General features: G+C 37.2%; 2 protein-coding genes and 1 tRNA gene. All 3 read left to right on the top strand.

What is annotated here, in order from left to right; genetic code table 11:
* A partial coding sequence (locus ACOVO2_RS09470) for a hypothetical protein (protein WP_421769728.1) occupies positions 1-663 on the top strand: 663 nt, incomplete at its 5' end.
* 50 nt (positions 664-713) lie between these two features.
* A complete protein-coding gene (locus tag ACOVO2_RS09465; protein ID WP_421769727.1) occupies positions 714-1,763 on the top strand; it encodes a hypothetical protein in 1,050 nt (349 codons plus the stop codon).
* A 372-nt stretch (positions 1,764-2,135) separates the two neighbouring features.
* Positions 2,136-2,218, top strand: a tRNA-Tyr gene (locus ACOVO2_RS09460).
* Positions 2,219-2,230 lie beyond the last annotated feature (12 nt).

The raw sequence follows: 2,230 nt of genomic DNA, 5'->3' as shown, positions 1-2,230 counted from the left end.
GATGCTCCATCTGTGAAGAAAAATACTATCGAGACAGCCCCAGAAATAATTAATAATCAGGCGATTGCATCGCTTGAAAATAATAGACAGCAGACAATACAAAATACAACCAAGCAAAACTCTTCAACTGCCAAAAAAGAAATTTTGCCAGTTGTTACAAGCACGCCCGAAAATACCATTGCAAACCTAAACCCAATAACTCAGCCAGTACCGAATAAAATCATTGATGATTCGCCTGAAGAGGAAATAAGCGTTGCTACTAATACAACGCCAATTTTCGAAACTCCAGTAGTCGAAACAACCAAACCAGCCGAACAAGCATCGCAAGGGATTTTTAAAACTGATGTTGGAGAGTCTGTTGTAGTAGTGCTTGAGCCAGCCGCTCCCGAAGCCGAGGTGATTCCTTCCATCAGTCAAGACTCTAATATTTCTTTGGCTGATGCAAAACGTATGGGCGAAGAAAAAGAAGAAAAGGAAAAATCGTTTATCGCTAAACTTTACGGCGAATACAAACATTTCAAGTACGGCGAAAAAGTAGATTTGAAAAAACTTGGTGTAAAAGATGTATTGGCTCGTGTGGATGATAGCGTAATAAAAGAAGACATCACCGATGTACGTGATTTCGTACAACGAAAAGTAAGTAGATTTCAACGCAAAGAATAAATAGAAGTTTGTCCGAACTATCAGTATTAGACGAAAAAAAGAAAACAACAATGAAAAAACTGCACTTAGCCTTTTTATTGATAATCAGTACATTGTCAGTAAAAGCCAATTTCAAATCAGATACAACCATAGTCGAATTTACCGACAAAGGGGTAAAAAAACGAGTAACTGTCTATACTTCAAGCAAACGGGATTTCGATTTGCCGAAAACACTCGACCTCGAAAATGTTTTGAAAAGCGTAGGGGTTGATTCGCTCGAACGCAAAAAAGCAATCATTCTGGCAGGAACGGATGGCTCGAAGCAAGATACTATACTGGTGGTTGCTCGCGATGGTCGAGATATTAAAATTGTTTTACGAGCTCCAAAAGAAATGTCTGCTCGTCAGGATACTCTTCGCAACGACAAAGAAGACCATTGGAGTCGTGAAAATAGAGTTTATAAAGAAGAAGACCGAGATGACGACTCTGATGATGACCGTGAGGTTAAGAAGAAAAAGGGTTCAGGAAGATTTTTCTCACGCAGCGATTTTGGGCTTTATGTAGGCTTAAACAACTGGTCGAAAGGTTCAACGCTTGGCTCTGAGTTGGATACTTGGGGTTCGAGATACGTAGCACTTTCATTTCAAAGAAACGTTACATTAATCAACGGAAAACAAGTAGATTTAGCTCTTACATACGGCCCCGAAGTAGCTTGGAATAACTTTATGTTTCAAGAAAATAATGTTGCTCAAATGTCAGGTCAACAAATAGTTTTCAAAGATTTTGGTCAAAATTTATCGAAAAGTAAATTGGTTGTACCAATGCTAAACCTTCCTATGATGCTTAATTTTGGTTTTGAAGAAGCTAAATTCAGAATTGGTTTTGGTGGATATATTGGCTATCGAATTGGTGGATACAGCAAGCTGAAATATGAAGGAGGAAAGAAGGAAAAAATCAAAGGAAGCTATGGTTTAGAAGATTTTAGATACGGTCTTACGGCCGAACTTGGCAAACGCAAAGGAGCAACTTTCTTTGTTAGATATGATATGAATGAAATGTTTAGAACCGACCAAAGCAATGCAAAAGGATTACAAGCCTGGTCTATCGGTCTTAGACTATAAACAAATGCAATCAAGTTTGTGTAGTGTACACTTGCTTACAGCAGGTGTACACTACATAAACCTAATCCATTCGTTTTGGCATTGCACTAAGTTGTTATGAGATAAACATAAAATAGTAGTTGGGGTTATTATTCGTATTTTTTTTAATGTGTAGCAATCATTTCAATGCTATTATTTGTGTAAATTCCTGAAAATCAGAAAGTTGATAAAATAAATAAGGTAATGTAAACAGATGTTGAAAAAAAATATTAAAAAAAAAGAAAAAAAAAGTGGCTAACTATTTGACAAAACAAAAAAAGGATATAATTTTGCACTCCAATTCAGCGACAAAGTAATTAACGGAAGTAACTGAAAAGGGTATAGAAATATAAAGGGGGTGTACCAGAGTGGCCAAATGGGGCAGACTGTAAATCTGCTAGCTTACGCTTACGGTGGTTCGAATCCATCCGCCCCCACTCTTTAATTTA

This window comes from Emticicia sp., from assembly GCF_049241225.1.
Taxonomy (GTDB): domain Bacteria; phylum Bacteroidota; class Bacteroidia; order Cytophagales; family Spirosomataceae; genus Emticicia.
Note: the sequence above shows the minus strand (reverse complement) of the source record. Positions and strands in the feature narration are given on the sequence as shown.